Raw genomic sequence first — 21,369 nt, forward strand, 5'->3', positions numbered from 1 at the left:
CGATGGATTCGGGGCGCAACGCAGGATCGGGGAACAGGGGGCACCAACCCCGCAAGCTATTGAAAGCAGGGGCTCGGCCGCCCGTTGTTGATCAAAAACGGGCGCGTGCACTGCGTTGCGGCTCCCTTGAGCAGAATGACTGCACCGCAGTCACCGCGCCTTGTTCGCACGCAAAAGCGACTCGAGCGCGGACGTGCGATTAAATCAGCGTCTCCTTAGGGGGCTCGTTCGATGTCACCGGAGCGGGATTGTGGAGAAATCTCGTCACCACTAACTTTAAGGGGCGGTGAACTGACCGCTTCTTCGAACGTGGTTGGATGACCGAGAAGAAACCCCTGTCCGTAGTCGACCCCCATTGATCTCAGCGTCTCAAGGGTCTCCTCGTCCTCGACATACTCGGCGATCGACAAGCGCTCGACGGAGTGAGCGATCTCGTTGATGGCTCGAATCATGGCGCTACTCATGCGGTCGTTCCGCATGTCACGAACGAACTCGCCATCGATCTTGACGAAGCTGACTGGCAAGGCTTTGAGGTAGCTGAAACTGCTGTAGCCCGACCCGAAATCGTCGATCGCGAAATGAACGTCAAGTACGCTCAGTTGCCCGATGATCTCGGACGTTCGATCAAGACTTTCCAGGGCGGCGGTCTCTGTAATCTCGACGACCAGGTGATGTGCACACTCGGGCAAGCGTTTCAAGGTCTCCGTGATCGCCTTGAGGAATGCCTTGTTGTTCAATGACCGCCCCGATACGTTGACGGAGACCATTCCTCCGGCCGCCCGAAAATCGTTCTCCTGTCCGAGGCGTTCGAGAACCTGATGCACAACCCAAGCATCGACGTCCGGCATTAAATCGTACGTTTCCGCCAGTGGAATGAATTGTCCGGGCATGAGCAGGCCTTTTGCATCATGGATTCGGAGCAACGCCTCGACCATCGGGGGGCGCGATTGTCCGAGGGCCTGGATCGTTTGGAATTCGAGAAAGAAGGTACCTTGCTCCAGCGCGCTGCGCACTCTGGCAAGGATCTCGAGCTCGCTGGACCCGGCGACCTCGTTTAGCTCGTCGGAATCCGTGAAGATATGGAACTGGTTACGCCCCTGGTTCTTCGCCACATAACAGGCCATATCGGCCTTTTGCAGCGCACGGTCAAGGGGCTCGGTGGCCGGCGTGAACATCGTCGCACCCACTGACACTGAAGCCGAAATCGCGCCGTCGCCCCAGGGGATGCGGATGGAGGCGATATTTTGCATGAGCCGCGTAATGATGGCTGGCAGTTCCCTCCGGCCTACACCCGGCATGAACATGGCGAATTCGTCACCACCAAGCCGCACGACCACATCGCTGCTACGTTGGTGGCGGCGCAGCGCTTCACTCACCATTCGCAGCAGCTGATCGCCCGCGGCATGGCCGGCACTGTCATTAACCAGTTTGAAGCGATCCAGGTCGAGCGCAATCAGTGCCGCCGTCTTCGACCCGGCCGGATCACAGCGGCCGATACGCTCCTTCACAGCGATTTCGAAGTGATGACGATTCGTCAGACCCGTCAGGTGGTCATGCGTCGCTTGATACTCGAGCTGGCGCTCATTAATTCGGTCGGCCGTGACGTCACGGAGTACAAAAACGTTGCCGATTCGAACGTGTTCGTCAAAGTCCTTGTTTTCGATTTCGACGCTACGAATCCCTCCGTCGGCGCTTGCCAGAAGGAAAGATCCGGTGCGGATGGTGCTGGATGCGATGCGTTCCTTGAGGTCTTCCTGCGTTTGGATAAGAGAGATGTTCCGAACGTCCGCGTACACCGCCATGCAGTCATCCACCGGGCAGTCCACGAGTGCCGCGCGGGGTAACCCAAGTATCTTGCACCCGGCGTCATTAATGAAGGTTATTTTCCCGGTAGGTGTAGTTGTGAGGACGCCTTCGCTGAGCGCTTCCAGCGTTATGCGATGGGTCTCCCTCCGTTGTTCAGCCAGATCCCGCTCGGCGCGGATCTGCTGATGTAGCGCGCGCGTCTTCTCCAGTTCTTCGTTCAGCAGGGCAAACTTGCGATCCCAGCCGGATTCGCTCGATACCCAGACGATCACGACACCGGAACCTGCATCGTCAACGAAGGCCGTTGGGGCGCGAAAGGCCTTGCTTCTATGCCCACCGAACCGTTTGGTGTGATTCGCCAGGCGCAACGGCATAGGGACGGGTTCTGGCGTTCGCTGGGCACGAGCCAGCAGGTTCGCCACATCATCCGGGCCAAGATCCGAGCCATGTTCGAGCCAGGATGTGAGCGGTGTCGATGTGAGTTCCGCCGGTGACCGTTCGAGCCGCCTGGCGAGTGCCCGAGAGCAAGCTAAAATTGTTCCGCATGACGAAACCAGTAGTGCGCATTCGTCGAGAGGGTCGTAGGCTTTCCGAAACAGGTCACTCATGTTCCGGTTGCCTCATTCGCACGGCCTGATTCACAGGCCATAGTATTCGCGACCTTGGGAACCCGCTGCGGTGCCCGCTGACAGAAAGAGTGTGACTTGGCAACCGGCGTGCCCTTGAGCGATCGATTCATCGATTCGGACCTTGCTGTACCCAAGGTTCTCCGCCGCGATGGTTCCGAAGACGTTGGAAGTCATCATGCAGAGTGAAGGACGACCCTTTACAGCGTTGCCGAAGGGACACGCGCGATTCCCAAAGATGATTTTATCTGTGTCTATCGAGATGACGAAAAAATCGCCCTGAATGCGTCGTTTCAGATCGACGCATGCGGATGCGACCTGGACCGGATCCAGCTGAAGTTGGCCGTAGGCATCCCGGTACTCCCGGTTTATCCATTCACCGATTGCCTGCCCTACGAGGCTGATGAAACCGGATGCCTCTTCCACTCCGACGGTCTTTTCCAGAGCGAAGGCTAGTTCCGATATCAATTTGCGCAGGAAAAGATCGCGCTCGAGCGGTAAATCCAGCGCCTCGAGTTGTGACAGCGCGTCTGAGACCGCTTTGTGAGGCAGTTCGTCCGACATAATGGCTCCGTTGCCTTGTATCTATCATTCGTAATGATTGTGCAAAAGATTTGTACAAGGCTCGTTCGATCATACATAAAAAAGGGGACAAGCGTCGCTTGTCCCCGGCTGAAGCTGAAACGCCTCCAGCACAATGCTTTGCGGTTTGCTAGCCCCAGATGTCCGCAGTGATGCCGTTGTACCAGCCTTGCGTGTATCCGGCTTCGCGGGCACGGAATTCTTCGCTGGCTCCGGAGGGACTCACGCCGCCGGCACCTTCAACGCCGGACTGCGCTCCGTCCTTGTACTGGTATACCGCGGCCACGCTGATCCCGTGGTCCGGGGTCACCAAGCTATAGCAAGTATTGGCCGAGGAAGGATTCAACGGTTCCTGGTCAGCCAATTCGCGGACAACCGCCGCCGCAACGATCTTGCCCTGGTTGTTGGCTGAATGGCCGGACTTCGGCATGGCGCCGGCCACGCTGGCGTCGCCCAGGACGTAGATATTGGCGTCGGCCTCGGTCTTGAAGGTCTGCTGATTGACCGGCACCCAGCCTTCTTCGTTGACAAGCCCCGCGTCACGGACGATCTGTCCGGCCCGCTGGCGAGGAATGAAATTCATGACGTCGGCCTTGACGCGTTCAAATCCGCTGTCGGCACGGGCTGTTTTCTCCGCCACGTCTACAGTTTCGACCAGGCCGCCCTCAGACGCGGCTCGCCATTCGATCATTTCACCGTAGTGTTGAGCCCAGCCCTCTTCGAATAGCCCCTGCTTGGAGAAGCCGTCCTTGGCATCTAGCACGATGATCTTCGAGCGCGGCTTGTGCTGTTTGAAGTAGTGGGCGATCAGTGAGACCCGTTCGTAGGGTCCCGGAGGACAGCGGAAGGGGTTGGGCGGCGCGACCATTACGAACACGCCGCCATTCGGCATATCCTCCAGCTGGTCGCGCAGCAGGCGGGTCTGGTCGCCGGCCTTCCAGGCATGGGGAATCGCTTCCGCATCGGATTCGTCGATGCCCTCTACCGAATCGTAGTTGAAGTCGATGCCTGGAGACATGATCAGGCGGTCGTAGTCGACGCGATCGCCACCTTGCAGGTGAACGCGACGATTCTCGGCATCGACGGCCGTTACGCGGTCTGCCACCACCTCGATTCCATGATTGTTGCGCAGGCTGTCGTAGGTTTGAGCGATGTCGTCCATCGAGGCGAAACCACTGAGGACCCAATTGCTGCCGTAGCAGGTGTAATACGTGGCGTTGGGCTCGATCAGCGTAACCCGCAGGTTCGGCGAGAACTGCTTTAGGTACTTCGCGGCAGTGGCGCCGCCAGACCCGCCGCCGACCACCACCACATGGGCGCCGTTGGATGCTTGTGAATCGCCAGGTGCACAGCCAATGCCGGTGAATGTCGCGGCCCCGGTGATTCCGGCCACTTTGAGAAAACTGCGTCGTGTGAAATGACTCATGATCTATCCCCTGTTATTGATTGCCGAAGTGCGCTGCCATGGCGTCGATTTCTTCATCGGTGTACCCCTTGGCGTGACGATCCATGATCGTCCCGTCGCGCTGGCCATCCCGAAATGCGCGCATCTGACTGGCGATCAGGTTTTCCGAAAGGGTGGACAAATTAGTGACGCCGTCGTTAGCACCTGCCGCGTTATGGCAAGCCTGACAGGAAGCGGCCATCAACTGGCCCCGAGTGATCTCGTCGTTGGCATCGGCGGCCACGGCTGGAGCCGCGCTGGTGAGCACGAGCGCGGAAAAGATGCCCGCAATGTAGGTACGTGTGTTCATGAACAGACTCCTCTGTATCGAATGGGCTGACTCATTGGGCGGCAGCTTTCGAAAACTGCCTTCATCCTCGGGTCTGGCTACATAGTCCAGACCTTTATCGCGCCGTCGGGATCAAGCCCGCTCGTTGCGCATTTCGGGAGCGTGGCCCGAGTTACCGGCGTGGACCCCCTGGCCCCCGGGAACGCGGGCGAAGCGCCCTGTATTTCGGCTTGGCAGCCATCCTGCTCTCTAAAAGAGGCCTGCTCCCACGGAGCAGGCCGAAAGGAGAACAAACGTGGTAAACAGCCCTCCATTCGCTCGGAGAGCGCGGGCTTCCGGCCCGCACTGCCTTGGGCTTGGTAATCGACTTAACCGCGAAGAGCGGTTCCGACGGCACTTCCAGGCCCTGTCCATAGGTAAGACGATTCGCTGGTAGACGCGTGACCTGGAGAGAGGGGGCGCGCGGCTACTAGGGGACGAATCACCTACGGAGGAGTAGAGCAATTAACATGCCATGTACGGCGGAGCGTGTGTGGCTGCGGGTCTCCGTACATAAATCCCTTTTTTAACGCGGATTTTCGTTGCAACGCTTTCGCAACAACAGCGCGCAACAGTGCAACGTATTGGGCCTCGATCCGGCAGCCGGCAAAGTCCCTCACAGATGTCTGCAAATAGTTGCGGTGAAATAAATTCTGCATGTAACGTCCTGCTCGTCCCCACCAACGTCTTGTGGGGCGGGAGGCGACATGACCGGAACGGAATTGGCGAAGATATGCATTCGACACAGTCGAGACCCGCACATTATCGTCGACGATCAAGACAACGTAGTTTTCGGTAACCCTGCCTTCCACACCCTCTTTAATCTCCCGGAAAACGCCTCTCTTACCCTGGCCCAGTTGGGGCCGCTCGATCTGCGCCGAGCGCTGGATGATGCGAGTACGAACGCTCATGCCGGCCCCATGGCGAACGTGGATTTCACGCTGTCCGTCGACCTTGACGGGGAGTCCCTGCCGTTGCGAGTTATCGAGCAGTCGGTGCGTATGCAGGGCGACGAGCGGCTGCGCTTGATCACCCTGCAGCCCTTGCGACGGCGGAGCGAAGAGTCGGAGACGGTGACCACGGCCCGGGCCTGGCCGACGGAGACCTTGCGCTCGCTGGACAGCGAGTGCCGCAAGGCACTCGCGTTTGCCCGCAAGGTGGCCGGCAGTGACGTGCGAGTAGTCATTCTGGGCGAGTCCGGCACTGGCAAGACGCGTGTCGCCCGCGCCCTGCATCGGCACAGCCCGCGGGCGGGCAAACCCTTCGTCGAGGTGAACTGCGCCGCCATCCCGGAAGAACTCCTGGAATCCGAATTGTTCGGCCACGTTCGTGGGGCCTTCTCCGGAGCTGTGAATGACCGCGAGGGGCGGTTCGAGGCCGCCCACGCGGGTACATTGTTCTTGGACGAGATTGGGGAGATGAGCCCGAAGCTGCAGGCCAAGCTGCTGCGAGCGGTTCAGGACGGCACGTTCGAGCGGGTGGGTGAGAATCAGTCGCGGATCGTTGATGTGCGCGTCGTGGCCGCATCGAACAAGGATCTGCGGTCGCTCGTTGTTTCTGGTGAGTTTCGCAGCGACCTCTACTACCGCCTGGCCGTAGCGACGGTTTCCCTTCCGCCGCTGCGCGAACGCCCTCTTGACCTGCAGCAGGCGCTTGATCAGTTCGAGTCGGCCAATGAACTCCGTCTCGCGCCCGATCTGCGGAGCAAGCTGATGGCGTACTCTTGGCCCGGAAACTTTCGCGAGCTCGAGAACGCCTTCCAGTGCATGTGCCTGCGCTCACGCAACGGCGAGATTCGTGACTTCGAACTGTCCGATCCACTGGTGCAAGCGACCTCCGGTATCCAGTCGGCGGCCGCCAACCTGCCGTCGAATGATAGCGAAGGTGCCGACGCGATGAACTCGCCCGATGCGGTTTCCGGAGGCAGCCTGGCTCGTGCCTCCGAAGATGCGGAAGCCCGTCGCCTGCGCGAGGCCCTGATCGCGAACGCCGGAAATCGTACCCGTACTGCCCAGGAACTCGGGATGGATCGCTCGACCCTTTGGCGCAAGATGCATCGCCACAACCTGGCGTGAACCCTGCAGAAGCCGGTTGCCAGGGGGATTAGTCCGCCTTTCGGGTGTAGCGGTCGGTGAAGGCACAGCGGCCCTCCGGCAGCCAGGCCGGGAAGTCGTAGTAGTGCTCGAGTATCGGTTGGAGGACCTGCTCGTGGTAGGCGGTGAAGTCGAAGCCGTGGCCTTCGGCGAGCGACCATTCGACCCCGCGGATCGTGATCTCTTTGACCCGGACCTCGTCGAAGAAGGGCTCGACATGGTCCAGGTCCAGCTCGCCGCGCGTGGGCAGGTAGAGGAGGTTGGCGCCGTCCAGGGCGCGGAAGTCGGTGAGCAGATCGTCCTGGCGGCCGTAATGGGAGCCGGGCCCGAACACGCCGACTTCGCGCCCGGCGTAGTAGGCCAGTACCGCGGAGCGGGAGTAGCTGCGGGTAAACAGGTGCCAGTCGTCGTCATACCCGGCCACGGCCTCGGCGACGGATTCCGGCGCCAGGTAGAACACCGCGTCGGCGTAGCGGACCTGGCTCTTCAGCCATTCCACCGGCATCAGCGCGATGGTCAGGATGACCACGCCATGCAGAAGCGCGAGGGCACCCGAGAGCCAGGCACTGATGTTCAGCGCGCGTCCTGTCAAGAACAGCGCGGGTAGCAGCAGGAAGGGGGCGAAGGCGGCCAGCCAGTGCAACCCGATGCTCTTGAACGGGGCCAGCAGGGCGAAGACCAGCAGTGGGATCAGCCCGGCGGAGAGGAAGACGCCGAAGCGGTGCTCGCGGATGCCGATACCGAGGGCGCGCCACTGGCGAGCGTAGAACCACAGCAGCCAGGGCGTGAACAGATAAACCAGCAGCACCGCGTAGGTGAGCCAGTTGCCGGGATCGAAGCCGCCTTCGCCATGCCGGTTCACGGCGTTGAACATCACGTTGTACCAGCAGTTGCCCCAGTTCCAGTACAGATTGACCGCGACCGCCGGGACCACGCCCAGGATGATCAGCAGCAGCCCGCGCCAGTGACGCGGCGCGAACAACAGGATGTGCAGCCCCAGCGCGATCCCCAGCAACACCGCGAAATACTTGGACAGGAACGCGAGCCCCAGCGCGAAGCCGGCCAACAGGAACCACGCCGCACGCCCCGAGCGCAGGGCCTGCCAGGTCAGTGCGGTGGCCAGCAGGCTGAACAGGATCAGCGGGGTGTCGGTGGCGGTGATCACTGCGATGAAGAACAGCGGCATGAACAGCGCCAGCAGCGAGACCAGGCGTGCCCGAACCGGATCGGTATGCCGCCACCAGGCGAAGATCGCCAGGGCCGGGGCCATGGAGACGAAGATGCCCAGGGCCCGGATCGCTAGTGGGTGATCCGACAGTGGCAGGATCGCGCTGAGCCACCAGCCGATCATCGGTGGGTGGTCGTAGTAGCCGAGATCCGGGTTGCGTCCCCAGACCAGGAAATAGGCCTCGTCGCCGGTGATCGGCACCCACCAGGCCATCAGAATCTTCACCAGGAGGACGGCCAGCAGGATCGCGCCGTAGTGGCGAGCCAGCCAGGGCCAGGTGGGGCTTGGGTTGGTCACGCGGGGTGTTTCTCCGTGTCGGCTCCGTGGGCTGCGCGGAATTGACCCAGGCGCAGGAGATAGCCGCTGCGGGCCAGTTCGAGCATCGGCCGATCCGCCGTACTGTCGCCATACGCGGCGGTGATGTCCACGGTTTCCTCCGGTGGCAGGGTGGCGAGCCAGGCGGCCACGGCGGCCGGTTTGGCCGCGCCGCGGCAGTTGGTTCCATCCAGACGGCCCGTAACCCGCCCGGCGTCATCCACGGCGAGCCGCGAACTGACCACACCCTGGATGCCATGGCGTTCGGCCCATGGCCGCAACCAGACGTCCAGCGAGGCGGAGACGAGTACGCACTCGTCCCCGGCCGCCTGATGGGCCTGCAGAGCGCGCATGCCGGCGGGCCGTAGCAGGCGATCCAGCTTGCGATCGGCGAACTCGCGCCCCTTGGCCTGCAGATGGGCCAGGGTCTCGCCGGCCAGCATTCGGGTTAGCACGGCCTCCTTGGCGTCCTGGTTGGACAGGCGCTTCAGCGCGAGGCCGGTCAGGGCCGGGACACAGGCGGGCAGGCGACGCAGGAATTCGCCGGTCCCCAGGGCATGGCGCAGGAACGGGAAGAGGCTGTCCCGCCGGGTCAGCGTGCCATCGAAATCGAACAGCACGATGCGCCGCGCGGGCCCGGATTGGTTGGGTGTGGAGCTCACGACTACAGCTTGAGGCGTTTGAACAGGTACTCGGGGATCAGGCGGATGATCGTCATGATGACCCACCACTTCCGGGGCAGGTAGGCGACCTCACGTCCGCGTCGCATGGCGCGGGTGATGCCGCGGGCAACGGTCTCCGGTTCCGCCCACAGGGCCCCGGCACGGTTGAGGCCCTCGGTCATCGGCGTGCGCACGAAGCCCGGTTTGATGGTGACCACGTCCACGCCGCTGAAGAACAGGCGGTTGCGCAGGCCCTGCAGGTAGGTGGCCAGCATTCCCTTGGCGGTGCCGTAGGTGTAATTGCTCTGGCGTCCGCGATCGCCGGCGACCGAACCGATGGCGGCGATCACGCCACGCCCGCGCGCCTCGAAGTCCGGCGCGATACGGGCGAGCAGGGCGATGGCACTGGTGCCGTTCACATGGATCGCCTGCAGAGTCTCGTCCACGGAGGCGGCGCAGGCCGCCTGATCGGGCAGGGTGCCCCAAGCCAGCAGCACGCTGTCCACCTCGCCCAGGCCCTCCTGCGCCTGCTGCCAGAGGGCCGCGTGGCCGTCGATGTCGGCCAGATCCGCAGTGGCGCCCAGGATGCGGGCGCCATCCGGGTCGTCGGCACGCACGCGCAGATCGGCGAGCAGGGCCTCCAGGGCCTCGGCGTCGCGGGCGACGCAGAACAGCCGCGCCCCCTGCTCCGCGAGATCGCGGGCGACCGCGCTGGCGATGGCCGAGGTGGCACCAAAGAGGACAACGTTTTTCATCGGGTTCATGCAGTCATCCTGCGCCAGAAGCCGGAGGAGAATTCGGGGTCTACATACTCGGCAAAGGTCTCCCAGTCGGGGAAGCCCTGACGGAAGACGGCCGCCGGCATGCGTGCGTCCTTCGCAGGGTACAGGGCACCGCCGGCCTCTTGCACGATCGCGTCGAGGCGCGCGAACAGGCGCTCGGTATCGCGGCCCTTCTCCGGGAAGTCCAGTGCCAGCGTGGCGCCCGGGCGCGGGAACGACAGCATGCCCGACGCGGCGCTTGCGCCGAAGGTCTTGAGGACCGCAAGAAACGACCCCTGGCCGCTGGCGGCGATCGCGTCCAGCAGGGCTTGTACGCCGTCCTTCGCGGTATGAGGTGGCAGGACGCACTGGTACTGATAGAAGCCTTTGTGGCCGTAGATGCGGTTCCAGTGGCGGATCGCATCCAGCGGGAACAACCAGGGCAGATGATGGGCTGCACGCGGAGTGGCGTGCACCGGCTGTCGGTAATAGAGGTGATTGAAGGCTCGCAGCGTCAGGCGATTCACCAGAGAAACCGGCGGATCCAGCGGAATGCTGCGGCGGCGTTCACGATATTCGCTGCGCGAAGGCACGGTGGTGGCGTGGCGGGCGGCGCTATAGATACCCCGTCCGACGCGGCCATCCGGGCCCGGGTTCAGGCAGTCGATCCAGGCGACGGTGTAAGGCCACTCGCGTTCGGCCTGGGCATTCAGTTCCCAGAAGGCGCCCAGGCTGTCGAAACGCTGCGACCAGGCGCGCATCCAGCCGGTGCGCACCGGCATCAGTTGCAGGGTCACCGTCTCGATCAGGCCGGTCAGCCCCAGTCCACCAACCGTCGCGACGAACCAGTCCGGGCTGGAATCGGGTGTGATCTCCATGACCTGCCCGTCGGAACGGCGCAGGGTCACGCCGAGCACATGGTCGCCAAAGCTCCCCGCCTGGTGGTGATTCTTGCCGTGCACGTCATTGGCGACCGCGCCGCCCAGCGTCACGAAGCGGGTGCCGGGGACCACGGGGGGGAACCAGCCACGGGGGACGGCAAAGCGCAGCAGCGCATCCAGAGACAGCCCGGCTTCGGCCGTGAGCTGTCCGGTGGTGGCGTCGAAGGCGATGAAGCGGTCCAGCCCCGGCGTGTGCAGCAACGAGGCCCCCGGGTTCAGGCAGACGTCTCCGTAGCTGCGCCCGAGGCCATGGGCGAGCAATGGGCGCGGAATGTCCAGGGGAAGCGGCTGGCCGCGGCGTGCAAGCGCGACCTCGGCGGCATGCTCGACCCGCGGGATGCGGTTCCAGCTGGCAGTCATGCAAGGCCTCCGGCGCCTTTCCCGTACCGGTCATTGCGAGGCCCCGCAGGGGCCGCGGCAATCTCCCGAAGCTGTTCCCGGCATCGGGGGATAACTCGCTGCACTCGCCCTTCGGGCCGGCCAGCGACCGTTCGACGCGCTACGCGCTTTTGTGCCCCGGCCCCTGCGGGGCCTCGCAATGACGGGGCTGTGGAATGTCGGTTGCGCACGACGATGTCGGGATGGCACCAGGATAATCTTGCGGCCCCTGCGGCTCTGTGGCTTCGAACCTGTAGGAGCCCGGCCCTCCGGGCGATTGGGGCATTGGTTGCACCCCATCGGCCAGGGGGCTGGCCTCCTACAGGGCTTCGCCATGACGTGGTGAGAGCGAGGCGCCTACGCATGGGGCTGCACCGGGCGTTCGTGGCCGCGGGCCTCGGGGTTGGTGGCCAACGCGATCAGGCCGAGGATCACCGCGAACCACAGCGTGGTGAAGCGGATCAGCATGGTGGCCGCGACTGCGTCGGCGGCGGGGATGTCATGCAGGAGCAGGAGGCCGACCATGACCGCCTCGGTGCCGCCCAGCCCACCGGGCAGAAAGCTGAGGGCCCCGGCCAGCATGGCCAGAGCGAATACGAAGGCGGCGAAGGCGAAGCTGACCTCGAAGCCCATCGCATTGAGGATCCACCAGAAGGCGAGGGCCTCGGCGCTCCAGGCGATTACGCTGAGGGCCGTGGCCCCGGCCAGCAGTCCGGGCCGATGGCAGCGCCGGGCCTGCAACAGGATCGTCGCGATATGGTGCAGGCTGCGCCAAAGGCGCTGGCCCGGGCGGTCGCTGATGCGCTGCAGCCAGGCCAGCGGCCGCCGCCAGGACAGCACGATCAGCGCCGCGAGGATGAAGGCCGCGCCGGCCGCGATCAGCCAGATGCCCTGGGCCACCAGGGTCAGCCCCAGCATCGACAGCAGCACCACCGCGATCAGGTCCGACAGGCGCTCGGAGACAAAGGCCGCGAAGCTGTCGGGATAGGGCAGCCCCCGGCGCTTGAGCAGGACCCCGCGCAGGGCCTCGCCGGCCTTGCCGGGGGTCGTGGTCAGGGCAAATCCGGAGATGTAAATGTGCAGGCTGGCGATCCAGGGCACCCGGTGATGCAGGGTGTGCAGGTAGAGCTGCCAGCGGGTGAAGCGCAACGAATAGTTCACCAGCGACAGCGCCAATGCCAGGGCCAGGCCGCCGATCCCGACCATTTGCAGGGCCCGCCAGACCTCGTCGGCGCCGGCCCACAGGGCAATCCCCAGATAAAGCGCCACAGCCAGGATGATGGAGGCCATCACCGCGCGCAGGCGCCAGCCGGAGAGCAGGACGGCGCTCATGCGAGCACGGCGATGGTCACGCCCATCCAGACCGCGACCGTGGCCAGCAGGTGGGGATCGGTGACCAGGTCGCGCGAGGTGTCGTTGCCGGCCCCCCGCGCATGCAGCAGGAACAGGTAGCGGAAGATCCCGTAGATCACGAACGGCAGGGTATAGATGAGCCCGTCCGTGCCGTGCAGGGCGATGGTCTCGGCGCTGACCGTGTAGAGCCCGTAGGCAAGCACGGTGCAGGCAGCGCTGATGGCAATGAACTGATCCAGCAGGCTGACGCTGTAGTCGTCGAGTACGCGGCGCGTACCGTCCTCATCCGGCACTCGCTCGATCGCAGCATCGGCGAGCTCCGCACGGCGCTTGGAGAAGCCCAGGAACAGCGTCAGCATCAGGCCGCATAGCAATAGCCACTGCGAAGGATCGATGCCCAGGCCCAGGGTCCCGGCGAGGATGCGCAGCATGAAGCCGGCGGCGATGCTGAATACATCCAGGATCACGATGTGCTTGAGCGACCAGGAGTAGGCCACGTTCAGCACCAAGTAGGTCAGGATCAGTCCGATCACCCAGGTGCTGACCATCGCCGCCAGGATCAGAGCAATTACGGCTGCGGAGGCGAAGATCGCCCAGGCGGTGGAGACCGGGATCTTGCCGCTGGCGATCGGCCGATCGCGCTTGGTCGGGTGGCGGCGGTCGGCCTCGACGTCCACGATATCGTTCAGCACGTACACCGCGCTGGCGATGGCGCAGAACGCCAGAAAGGTGATGCTGGCCGCGAGCACGGTATCCGGCTCGCCCCACTCGTGCGCGAACACCACGCCGAGGAACACGAACCCGTTTTTGATGTACTGGTGCGGGCGCAGCAGTTTGATCAGCGAGTGCAGCATACGGGCGGTCGTCCGTGGAGGTGATTGCAGTCTACTGACGCCTTCGATGCGTTACCATCGGCGTCGCTTCCATGCCGCCACATATGGGCGGCCGACCCATTTAGTCGAGTGACTGGAGAATCCCCATGTCCCGTGTTTCCCAATTCGTTTTCCCGGCTGTCTTTCTGGCCTCGCTTGTGCTGGTGAGCGGCTGCATGTCGGGCGGAGGCCCGGAGCCCGAGTTTGCCGAGGGTCAGCCGTTCCCCGAGCGCACCCTGAATGACCAGCACGGCAACCCGGTGGAGCTGCCGGGCAATGCCCGTGTCATCCTGAAGACTGTGGAGATGGCGCCCGCCGATATTGCCAATGCGGTGCTGGGCGAGATGAGTGCCGAGGAACGTGAAGGTATCGTCTATATCGCCGATATCCACGAGATGCCGCCGCAGCCCATGCAGAACGTCGTGCTGCCGCGCATGCAGGCGCGCGACTACTCCATCGTGGTCACCAACAGTGAGGCCGATGCCGGCTTCCTGCCGCATGAGCGCGAACAGGTCACCGTGATCCTGCTGGATGACGAGGGCGTGGTCACCGATGTCGGCCATGCCGGTAGTGAAGAGGCCCTGAAGGACATGCTCGCCAACGCCGGTGAATAGGCGTCGTCGCCTGACCGACCGGGCCCGGTTGCGGGTCTGACGTGGCCTTCTTCCTGGGCCTGCTGACGGCCCTCGGGTTTGGTGCCGGCGACTTCTTCGGTGGGCTGGCCTCCCGGCGCATCCCGGCGCTGGTGGTCGCCTGCTACTCGCAGATCCTTGCAACCGCGGCCCTGCTGGTGATTGCCCTCCCGTTCGCCGGGCTGCCCGGAACGCAGGCCCTGGTCTGGGGTGGGGCCGCGGGGCTGGCTCTGGCGCTGGGCCTGCTGGCGTACTACCACGGCCTGGCCCAGGGTTCGATGGGTCTGGTGGCCGCCGTGACGGGTGTGATCTCGGCACTGGTGCCGCTGCTGGTCGGGCTTGCACTGGGCGAGGAGCCGGGTCTGCTTGCACTCGTTGGCATTGCCGCCATCGTGATCGCCATCGGGATGATTTCCGGCGGTTCGCGCAAGGCGAGCCCGCGGCGTTTGGATGAACCGGTACGTGGTCTGATGGCGCTGGCCCGGGGCCAGCACCCGGTACGCGGGCTGGTGGACGCGACGATCGCCGGGGTCTGCTTCGGTCTGATATTCGTGTTTCTGAACGAGGCGGAGGCCGGTTCGCCGCTGTGGCCGGTGGTGGCCACCTCGGCGGTGGGTGCGGTGACCCTGATGGGGGTGATGCTGATCCGCCGCCCGCAGACCGGCATGAGTCGCTCGACCCTCGTGCTGCTGTCGCTGGCGGGTCTGCTTCAGGCCGCCGCGACCCTGGCCTTCGTAGTGGCCGTGCGCATGGGGCTTCTGTCCATCATCGCCGTCGCCGGGGCCTTGTCGCCGGCGCCGACCGCGCTGATGGCACGCTTCTTCCAGGCCGAACGTATGTCGTGGGTACAGCTCGCCGGTTTTGTCTTTGCTCTCGCCGGCATCGTCTTGATCGTGCTGGGCGGTCCCGGATAGTCAGCGGTAGAGTCTGATAATCTCGGGGCGCGTGTTGTGAACCCCCACAGGAGGTGCAAGGTGTCTGAAGATCCGAAACCGGAAGTCGTGCGCAGTGATGTCAGTGAGCCTGCAGTGGGTCCGCGCAAGGACACCACCATGGTGACCGTGGTGTACGTTCTCTACCTGGTAAGTTTCCTGACCGCCCTTACGGCGATTGCCGGGATTATCATTGCCTACATCAAACGGGGCGAGAGTGATGCCGTCAGCGTCTCTCACTTCACCTACCAGATCCGCACCTTCTGGATCGGGCTGCTGTTCGCAGTCCTCGGTGTGATTACGTCCCCGATCGGGATCGGCTTCCTGATTCTGTTAGCCCTGCTCATCTGGATGCTGGTGCGCTGCATCAAGGGGCTGCTGGCGAACAACGACAACCGCGCCATCGAGCAGCCCGAAACCTGGCTCTGGTAATCATTCCCGTGCGCCGTCCTTGAGCGGCGTTGGCGAATGCGTGAGCGCCTGGAGCAATACCAGGTCCTGATCTTCCTGGGCGCGATCGGCCTGGGGCTCTGGATGGGCCGGGCGGCGCTCGAGATTGGGACGGCGCTGGAGCCGGCCCTATGGCCCCTGCTGGCCGTTCTGCTATACGCCACGTTCACGCAGACGCGGCTGGATCAGCTGGGTGTGGCGCTGCGCGAGCCGCGGCTGCTGGTAGCGGCCGTGGTTGGCAATTTTGTGTTGATCCCTCTGCTGGTGGCGCTGCTGGTCTGGCTGCTCCCCCTGCCGCCGGTGGTGCTGCTCGGGATTGCCCTGGTCCTGCTGGTGCCCTGTACCGACTGGTTCATCACTTTTACCCATCTCGGTGGTGGCGATACCCGCAAGGCGATCGCCTTTGCGCCGGTGTCGCTGCTGCTGCAGATGCTGTTGCTGCCGGCTTATCTTTGGCTGATCTTCGGTGGCGAGTTCACCCGAGCACTGGGAAGCGGTGACCTGCTGCTGGCCTTTTCCGGGGTGATCGTGCTCCCGTTGCTCGCGGCCTACGCAACCCAGCGCTGGGCGGGGGGCGATGGTGGCCGGGGGCGCGTGATCGATAGGCTGGCCTGGCTGCCGGTGCCGCTGCTGGCGGTGGTGGTGTGGTTGGTCGCACTGTCGCAGGCAAGCACCGTGCTGGAAGGGGCAGGCCTGCTGCCAGTGTTGCTGGTTGTGTTCGCGGGCTTCCTGCTTGCAGCCGGGGTGCTGGCCCGGGGCCTGGCTCGGTCCTTCCGGCTGGACCCGCCGGAGGGGCGTGTGCTGGCGTTCAGTCTGGCCTCACGCAACTCATTTGTGGTGCTCCCGCTGGCGCTGGCGCTGCCGGCCGGTTTCGAGCTGGCGGTGGTGGTCGTGGTGTTTCAGTCGCTGGTGGAGCTGATCGGCATGGCCCTGTTCCTGTGGTGGGTGCCGCGACACCTGTTTCCGGAAAAAGGCGCTTGAATCTGTCTCCAGCCGGCCGTTAACGGACATATACGATCTGCCCGATATTGGCGCGTTCGCCGCCTGCCCCGAAAACGGGGAACCCGGGCGGTGGATTCGGGATCTGTTCTGTCGCATTACCCCGTCAACCGGAGAATGGCATGGCCTCTGAAAGATTCACCCTTGACCGCCTGTACCGTCAGGGCGACCGCATCATGGTAGCCGTGCTCGGCTTTCTGCTGCTTCTTTCCCTGGGGATTTCTGGCTGGCACGGGACGCTGGTTTCCGCACTGGCCTTCGGGGTGCCCGGGTTTCTGGTGGCCGCGCTCCTGGTCGGGTTCTGTCCTGGCTGCCTGCTGACGCGTCTGGTGATTGGCGGGCTGCTGATGGGCTTCTCGGCGCTTCTGATCCATCAGGGGCAGGGCATGATCGAGATGCACTTTGCCATCTTCGTGCTGCTGGCCTTCCTGCTTTACTACCGCGACTGGCGCGTATTGGTATTTGCCGCGGCCGTGATCGCGATCCATCACCTGTCGTTTCATTACCTGCAGGAGGCCGGGGTGGGGGTTTACGTATTCCCGCCGCACGCGGGCCATGCACACGGGCTGGGGCTGGTGATGTTGCACGCGGCGTTCGTGGTGTTCCAGACCGGCTTGCTGGTGTACATGGCCCGGCTGCTGCAGCGCGAGGGCCAAGAGGCCGAAGAATTGCATGCGATCACTGGTCAGCTCCAGGTCCGGGATGGTGTTGTGAACCTGAACCTGGATGCGGCGCAGGGGCAAAGCGCCATCGCCCGGCAACTGGGCGATTACCTTGCCGCGGTACGGCGTGCGGTGCTGGAGACCCGTGCGACCGCCACGGCTCTGGATGAGATGTCGGTGCGGCTGGGGGCGACGGTCAACCGCAGCGAACAGGCGGCACGGGGCCAGCAGTCGGATACCGACCAGATCGCGTCGGCGGTCACCGAGATGGAGGCCAGCGCGCGCGAGGTCTCGGGCCATGCCCGCGATGCCGCGGCGGCCACCGGCAGCGTGGATGAACAGGGGCGTAGTGCGCGGGCGGAGCTGCAGGATACGGTTGCCATGATCGAGTCCCTGGCGCAGCAGGTGGAGACCTCCGGCGCGGGGGTGCGCAATCTCGTGGCTCAGGCGGAGACGGTGGGCGGCGTGCTCGAGGTCATCCAGTCAGTCGCCGAGAAGACCAACCTCTTGGCCCTGAACGCCGCGATCGAGGCCGCACGGGCCGGCGAGCAGGGTCGTGGCTTTGCGGTGGTGGCCGACGAGGTGCGCCGGCTGGCCTCGCAGACCGGTGAGTCCACCCAGGAGATCCGGGGCATCGTCGAACGCCTGCAGGAAGGCGCGAGGCGCGCGGAGGTGGCGAGCCGCGAGGCCGGCGAGCAGGCGGCGGCCGGGGTAAATCGGGTGCGCGAGGCCACGGATGCCCTGCAGACCATTGCCGATGCTGTGACCCATATCCGGCAAATGAACGACCAGATTGCCCTGGCCGCCGAGGAACAGACACGTGTGACGGGCGAAACCGCGGAAAACGTGGAGCACGTGTCCGAGGTGGCCCGTTCAGTGGCCGAGGATGCGGCCGCCAGCCGTGAGGTAGCGGATCAGCTGCAGCGCCTGAGCGAGGAGCTGGGTGCGGGGATGGAGCGCTTCCGGATCGACGACAATCGCGCCTGAGTTTGGACGGGCGTTTGCGGGTGGCCAGGACGGCCGCACGCGCGAGGGCGCGCAGCCGTCCGTTTCCAGGCTAGCGTTCCAGGTACTGCAGCTTGTTCTCGACGCCATCCCATTCCTCGGCGTCTTCCGGCGGGTCCTTGCGTGCGGTGATCACCGGCCAGGTCCGGGCGAGTTCGGCGTTTAGCTCGATGAAGTGGAGTTGATCCTCGGGTACGTCATCCTCTGGCAGTATCGCCTCGGCTGGGCATTCCGGTTCGCACAGGGTGCAGTCGATGCACTCGTCCGGATCGATCGTCAGGAAGTTGGGGCCTTCATGGAAGCAGTCGACCGGGCAGACCTCGACGCAGTCGGTGTACTTGCACTTGATGCAGTTATCGATAACGACGAACGTCATGCTGTTTCTCCCTTGAAATTCACTCTTGTGACCGGTCGCTTCCTCGGACCGGTCGGCCTGTTGCGCCGCCATCCGGCAGGATTTCGCCGCATTGTAACGCCTCGGGACCACCGTTCGGGAATCCCCGGAGAAGCCTGTTCACTTTTCCCCGCCTTCTGGCGTAAAGCGACGCGGCGAGCGCCCGAGACAAAACCGACGTCGGCGTGCCGCGGCTAATCCGGGCTGCGCAGGGCCTCTTTCATTCGGTACAGGGCGTCCAGGGCCTCGCGCGGGGACATCTCGTCCGGGTCCAGGGTGTCGAACAGGGCCTTCAGCGCGCGTTCTTCCGGGGCCGGCGCGGAGTGTATGTCCGGTTCCGGCTCGACGGGCGGCTCGCTCGGCGTCGGGGTGAACAGGCCCAGCTGTGGTGACTCGGCAGTGGCCGCGCGGTCCTCTAGCTCGCGCAGGTGGTGGCGAGCCAGCTTCAGCACGTCGGCTGGCACACCCGCCAGATGGGCGACCTGCAGGCCATAGCTCTGATTGGCGGGGCCTTCGCGCACCTGATGCAGGAACACGATGCTGTGTTCGTGCTCCATGGCATCGGTGTGCACGTTGGCCACCGCCGACTCGCGCTCGGCCAGGGCGGTGAGCTCGAAGTAATGCGTCGCGAATAGCGTCAAGGCCTGGTTGTGGCGCGCCAGGCGTTCGGCGCAGGCCAGTGCCAGGGCAAGACCGTCGAAGGTGCTGGTACCGCGACCGATCTCGTCCATCAATACAAGGCTCTCCGGACCGGCATTGTGCAGGATATTCGCCGCCTCGGTCATCTCCACCATGAAGGTGGAGCGTCCGGAGGTCAGGTCGTCGGAGGCCCCGATACGAGTGAAAATGCGATCCACCGGCCCGATGCGCGCGCGCGTCGCCGGGACGAAGCTGCCCATGCAGGCGAGCAGCACGATCAGCGCGGTCTGACGCATGTAGGTGGACTTGCCGCCCATGTTGGGGCCGGTTATGACCAGCAGGCGACGTCTCTCCGGGTCCAGTTCGGTATCGTTGGCGACGAACGGGGCGTCCAGCCCCGCTTCCACTACCGGGTGGCGGCCCTGCTCGATCTGGATGCCGGGCTCCGACACCAGCTCCGGGCAGTGCCAGTCCAGGCGCTGGGCGCGCTCCGCCAGACAGGTGAGGGCGTCCAGTTCGGACAGGGCCTCGGCAATCGCCCGCAGGCGCGGTATACGGCCCTGAAGCTCGGTGATCAGGCCATCGAACAGGGTGCGTTCACGCGCCATCGCCTGCTCCCGGGCGGAGAGGATCTCGTCCTCGAAACGCTTGAGCTCCTCGGTGGTGTAGCGCTCGGCGTTCTTCAGGGTCTGGCGGCGCATGAAACGCCCGGGCAGCTCGGCCGAACGGCTGCGCGAGACCTCGATGTAATACCCGTGGACCCGGTTATAGGCGACCTTGAGCGTAGGGATGTCGGTCGCCTCGCGCTCGCGCGCCTCGATCTCGCGCAGGAAGCTGTCGGCGTCGTTCTCCAGTGCGCGCAGGCGGTCCAGTTCGGCATCGAAACCGGTGCGGATCATGCCGCCGTCGGTGACCCGAAGCGGTGGCTCCTCCACTAGTGCGGCGGCCAGCGTCGCGCTTAGCTCGTGTTCCGGGATGAGCGTCGCGTGTAAGGCCTCGAGACGTCCGCCGGCCGTCTGCAGGGGCTCCAGGGCCTGGTGCAGGGGCGGCAGCCGTTCGAGGCTGGCGAGCAGGGCGGTCAGGTCGCGCGGCCGGGCGCTGCCCAGAGCAATGCGCGACAGGATGCGCTCGACGTCCGCGCTTCCGGACAGGGCCTCGCGCAGCGCCTCCCAGGCGTCCGCCTCCAAGAGCGCGGTGATCGCGGTCTGGCGTTCGCGCAGCAGGGTGCGATCGCGCAGGGGCTGGTGCAGCCATTGCAGCAGCTGGCGCGAGCCCATCGCGGAGCGGGTGGTGTCCAGCAGCTCCAGCAACGAGCCACGACGCTCGCCCGACAGGGTGCGGGTCAGTTCGAGGTTGCGACGGGTGGCTGGGTCCAGCACCAGCATGTGGCTGCGCAGTTCATGCGCCAGGCCGGTGATGTGGGCCAGATCCCCGCGGTAGCGACTCTGCACGTAGGCGAGCAGTGCGCCGGCCGCGGCCACGCCGAGATCCAGGCTCTCGCAGCCGAACCCGGAGAGGTCGCGGGTGCCGAAATGGGTGGTCAGTACGCGCCGGGCGGAAATGCCATCGAAGTGCCAGTCCGCGTGGCGTTGCGGGGCGAAGCTTTCGATCCCCGGGATCGGTCCGGCCTGATCCGGGATCAGGCATTCCACAGGGTCCAGGCGGGCTAACTCGGCCGCCAGCTCGGTCGCGTCGCGTACCTCCAGCAGGCGGAACTGGCCGCTGGCGAACTCCAGGCTGGCGATGCCGAAGCCCTCCGTGCGGCCCTTGATCGCCGCCGAGGCGGCCGGGCAGACCGCCACCATGCGGTTGATGCTGCGGGCCTCCAGCAGGGCTTCTTCGGTCACCGTTCCGGGGGTGACAACGCGCACGACTTCGCGCTTGACCGGACCTTTCTGTGCGCCGACCGCGCCGGTCTGCTCGCAGATCGCGACGCTCTCGCCCAGCTTCAGCAGGCGCGAGAGGTAGCTCTCCAGGGTGTGCACCGGGATACCGGCCATCGGGATCGGTTGCCCGGCCGACTCACCGCGCCGGGTCAGGGTGATGTCCAGCAGGCCCGCGGCGCGCTCGGCGTCGCCGTAGAACAGCTCGTAGAAATCGCCCATGCGGTAGAGCAGCAGTGTATCCGGGTACTCGGCCTTGATCCCGAGGTACTGCTGCATCATTGGCGTATGGGCAGAGAGGGCTTCGGCGGTGCTCATCGGTTCGGCGACGCTCGATCCGGGCAAACGCGCAGTATACGGATGCCGGGCGCGACATGGCAGGTG

Annotated in this window: 18 protein-coding genes; 6 read left to right on the forward strand and 12 right to left on the reverse strand. The window is 64.7% G+C overall.

Annotated features, from left to right (window positions below):
• Positions 1-215: 215 nt before the first annotated feature.
• The 4 genes from F462_RS01675 to F462_RS01690 all read right to left on the reverse strand — a co-directional run bounded on the left by F462_RS01675 (position 216) and on the right by F462_RS01690 (position 4,768).
• Entirely contained in the window at positions 216-2,414 is a 2,199-nt protein-coding gene (locus F462_RS01675; protein WP_244270835.1) for a putative bifunctional diguanylate cyclase/phosphodiesterase, read from the reverse strand.
• A gap of 30 nt (positions 2,415-2,444) precedes the next feature.
• Positions 2,445-2,996, reverse strand: coding sequence for a methanogen output domain 1-containing protein (locus F462_RS01680; protein WP_038051164.1), 552 nt, complete (start codon positions 2,994-2,996; stop codon positions 2,445-2,447).
• A gap of 148 nt (positions 2,997-3,144) precedes the next feature.
• Positions 3,145-4,440, reverse strand: a complete 1,296-nt coding sequence (locus F462_RS01685) for an NAD(P)/FAD-dependent oxidoreductase (protein ID WP_018141577.1) — start codon at positions 4,438-4,440, stop codon at positions 3,145-3,147.
• Positions 4,441-4,453: 13 nt separating this feature from the next.
• Complete coding sequence (locus F462_RS01690; RefSeq protein WP_018141576.1) at positions 4,454-4,768, reverse strand: c-type cytochrome; 315 nt, start codon at positions 4,766-4,768, stop codon at positions 4,454-4,456.
• Between the two features lie 725 nt (positions 4,769-5,493).
• Between F462_RS01690 and F462_RS01695 the strand changes: the two genes are divergently transcribed.
• Positions 5,494-6,861, forward strand: a complete 1,368-nt coding sequence (locus F462_RS01695; protein ID WP_038051165.1) for a sigma-54 interaction domain-containing protein — start codon at positions 5,494-5,496, stop codon at positions 6,859-6,861.
• Positions 6,862-6,889: 28 nt separating this feature from the next.
• Here F462_RS01695 and F462_RS01700 read toward each other — a convergent pair whose 3' ends face one another.
• The 6 genes from F462_RS01700 to F462_RS01725 all read right to left on the reverse strand — a co-directional run bounded on the left by F462_RS01700 (position 6,890) and on the right by F462_RS01725 (position 13,401).
• Positions 6,890-8,404: an ArnT family glycosyltransferase gene (locus F462_RS01700; RefSeq protein ID WP_038051167.1), complete on the reverse strand. Its 1,515-nt coding sequence runs from the start codon at positions 8,402-8,404 to the stop codon at positions 6,890-6,892.
• Complete coding sequence (locus F462_RS01705) at positions 8,401-9,084, reverse strand: HAD-IB family hydrolase (protein ID WP_038051169.1); 684 nt, start codon at positions 9,082-9,084, stop codon at positions 8,401-8,403. Before F462_RS01705 ends, F462_RS01700 begins: the two co-directional genes overlap by 4 nt.
• Positions 9,085-9,086: 2 nt before the next feature.
• A complete protein-coding gene (locus tag F462_RS01710) occupies positions 9,087-9,839 on the reverse strand; it encodes an SDR family oxidoreductase (protein WP_371180485.1) in 753 nt (250 codons plus the stop codon).
• A 5-nt stretch (positions 9,840-9,844) separates the two neighbouring features.
• On the reverse strand, positions 9,845-11,146 hold the full coding sequence (locus F462_RS01715; RefSeq protein ID WP_038051173.1) for an FAD-binding oxidoreductase: 1,302 nt from the start codon (positions 11,144-11,146) through the stop codon (positions 9,845-9,847).
• A gap of 375 nt (positions 11,147-11,521) precedes the next feature.
• The gene (locus F462_RS01720; protein ID WP_038051175.1) at positions 11,522-12,496 is read right to left on the reverse strand and encodes a lysylphosphatidylglycerol synthase transmembrane domain-containing protein; all 975 of its coding nucleotides are present in this window, start codon (positions 12,494-12,496) and stop codon (positions 11,522-11,524) included.
• Positions 12,493-13,401 (reverse strand): decaprenyl-phosphate phosphoribosyltransferase, encoded by a 909-nt coding sequence (locus tag F462_RS01725; RefSeq protein WP_256378269.1) that lies wholly within the window; start codon positions 13,399-13,401, stop codon positions 12,493-12,495. The genes F462_RS01720 and F462_RS01725 overlap by 4 nt, the downstream gene beginning before the upstream one ends.
• A 95-nt stretch (positions 13,402-13,496) precedes the next feature.
• Between F462_RS01725 and F462_RS01730 the strand changes: the two genes are divergently transcribed.
• The 5 genes from F462_RS01730 to F462_RS01750 all read left to right on the forward strand — a co-directional run bounded on the left by F462_RS01730 (position 13,497) and on the right by F462_RS01750 (position 18,051).
• Positions 13,497-14,003 carry a hypothetical protein gene (locus F462_RS01730; RefSeq protein WP_038051177.1) on the forward strand — a complete coding sequence of 169 codons (507 nt, stop codon included), beginning with the start codon at positions 13,497-13,499 and terminating at the stop codon, positions 14,001-14,003.
• Positions 14,004-14,044: 41 nt separating this feature from the next.
• Positions 14,045-14,935: a DMT family transporter gene (locus tag F462_RS01735; protein WP_038051179.1), complete on the forward strand. Its 891-nt coding sequence runs from the start codon at positions 14,045-14,047 to the stop codon at positions 14,933-14,935.
• 60 nt (positions 14,936-14,995) lie between these two features.
• On the forward strand, positions 14,996-15,385 hold the full coding sequence (locus tag F462_RS01740) for a DUF4870 family protein (RefSeq protein ID WP_018141566.1): 390 nt from the start codon (positions 14,996-14,998) through the stop codon (positions 15,383-15,385).
• A 36-nt stretch (positions 15,386-15,421) separates the two neighbouring features.
• Positions 15,422-16,384: an arsenic resistance protein gene (locus F462_RS01745; RefSeq protein WP_038051181.1), complete on the forward strand. Its 963-nt coding sequence runs from the start codon at positions 15,422-15,424 to the stop codon at positions 16,382-16,384.
• A 140-nt stretch (positions 16,385-16,524) separates the two neighbouring features.
• Positions 16,525-18,051 (forward strand): methyl-accepting chemotaxis protein, encoded by a 1,527-nt coding sequence (locus F462_RS01750; protein ID WP_038051182.1) that lies wholly within the window; start codon positions 16,525-16,527, stop codon positions 18,049-18,051.
• Positions 18,052-18,121: 70 nt separating this feature from the next.
• On the opposite strand, the gene fdxA is transcribed toward F462_RS01750, so the two are convergent.
• Both fdxA and mutS read right to left on the reverse strand, forming a co-directional pair.
• Positions 18,122-18,445, reverse strand: coding sequence for a ferredoxin FdxA (fdxA, locus tag F462_RS01755; protein ID WP_038051185.1), 324 nt, complete (start codon positions 18,443-18,445; stop codon positions 18,122-18,124).
• Positions 18,446-18,657: 212 nt separating this feature from the next.
• Complete coding sequence (gene mutS / locus F462_RS01760) at positions 18,658-21,303, reverse strand: DNA mismatch repair protein MutS (protein WP_051918098.1); 2,646 nt, start codon at positions 21,301-21,303, stop codon at positions 18,658-18,660.
• Between the last annotated feature and the right edge of the window lie 66 nt (positions 21,304-21,369).

It is taken from the genome of Thioalkalivibrio sp. ALJ1, from assembly GCF_000745395.1.
Classification (GTDB): domain Bacteria; phylum Pseudomonadota; class Gammaproteobacteria; order Ectothiorhodospirales; family Ectothiorhodospiraceae; genus Thioalkalivibrio.

Excerpts from the sequence above, each read along its gene's own strand:
- F462_RS01675 (WP_244270835.1), bottom strand. The coding sequence starts at position 2,414 with ATGAGTGACCTGTTTCGGAAAGCCTACGACCCTCTCGACGAATGCGCA.
- F462_RS01680 (WP_038051164.1), bottom strand. The coding sequence starts at position 2,996 with ATGTCGGACGAACTGCCTCACAAAGCGGTCTCAGACGCGCTGTCACAA.
- F462_RS01685 (WP_018141577.1), bottom strand. The coding sequence starts at position 4,440 with ATGAGTCATTTCACACGACGCAGTTTTCTCAAAGTGGCCGGAATCACC.
- F462_RS01690 (WP_018141576.1), bottom strand. The coding sequence starts at position 4,768 with ATGAACACACGTACCTACATTGCGGGCATCTTTTCCGCGCTCGTGCTC.
- F462_RS01695 (WP_038051165.1), top strand. The coding sequence starts at position 5,494 with ATGACCGGAACGGAATTGGCGAAGATATGCATTCGACACAGTCGAGAC.
- F462_RS01710 (WP_371180485.1), bottom strand. The coding sequence starts at position 9,839 with ATGAAAAACGTTGTCCTCTTTGGTGCCACCTCGGCCATCGCCAGCGCG.
- F462_RS01715 (WP_038051173.1), bottom strand. The coding sequence starts at position 11,146 with ATGACTGCCAGCTGGAACCGCATCCCGCGGGTCGAGCATGCCGCCGAG.
- F462_RS01720 (WP_038051175.1), bottom strand. The coding sequence starts at position 12,496 with ATGAGCGCCGTCCTGCTCTCCGGCTGGCGCCTGCGCGCGGTGATGGCC.
- F462_RS01730 (WP_038051177.1), top strand. The coding sequence starts at position 13,497 with ATGTCCCGTGTTTCCCAATTCGTTTTCCCGGCTGTCTTTCTGGCCTCG.
- F462_RS01745 (WP_038051181.1), top strand. The coding sequence starts at position 15,422 with ATGCGTGAGCGCCTGGAGCAATACCAGGTCCTGATCTTCCTGGGCGCG.
- F462_RS01750 (WP_038051182.1), top strand. The coding sequence starts at position 16,525 with ATGGCCTCTGAAAGATTCACCCTTGACCGCCTGTACCGTCAGGGCGAC.
- fdxA (WP_038051185.1), bottom strand. The coding sequence starts at position 18,445 with ATGACGTTCGTCGTTATCGATAACTGCATCAAGTGCAAGTACACCGAC.
- mutS (WP_051918098.1), bottom strand. The coding sequence starts at position 21,303 with ATGAGCACCGCCGAAGCCCTCTCTGCCCATACGCCAATGATGCAGCAG.